1 pseudogene is annotated in these 243 nt (G+C 45.3%); it reads right to left on the bottom strand.

Annotation, left to right across the window (positions count from 1 at the left end):
- Window positions 1-243, bottom strand: a pseudogene (locus tag HUS62_RS22985) (IS110 family transposase); the annotation flags it as partial.

Raw genomic sequence — 243 nt, 5'->3', positions numbered from 1 at the left:
TTGGCTAATAAACTGGGTTCATAACTCGTGCCCTTTTTCAGCATGGCATACGCCGTCCGAACCGTTTTATTTGCTAATGCAATGGCGGCGCACTTCACACCGCGTCTTTCAACTAATGCTTTGAGCCATTGTTCTTTTTTCGTTTTTGGCTCTCGATGCTTTAACTGACTGATAACCGCTCTGGCTCCGAGAAACAAGTGACTGCGTAATGTTATCTCTCCACGGTATTTGGCTATATGACCT

The sequence above is a fragment of the Pseudoalteromonas sp. 0303 genome (assembly GCF_013349995.1).
Lineage (GTDB): Bacteria > Pseudomonadota > Gammaproteobacteria > Enterobacterales > Alteromonadaceae > Pseudoalteromonas.
This window is presented reverse-complemented; position numbering and strand designations above follow the sequence as displayed.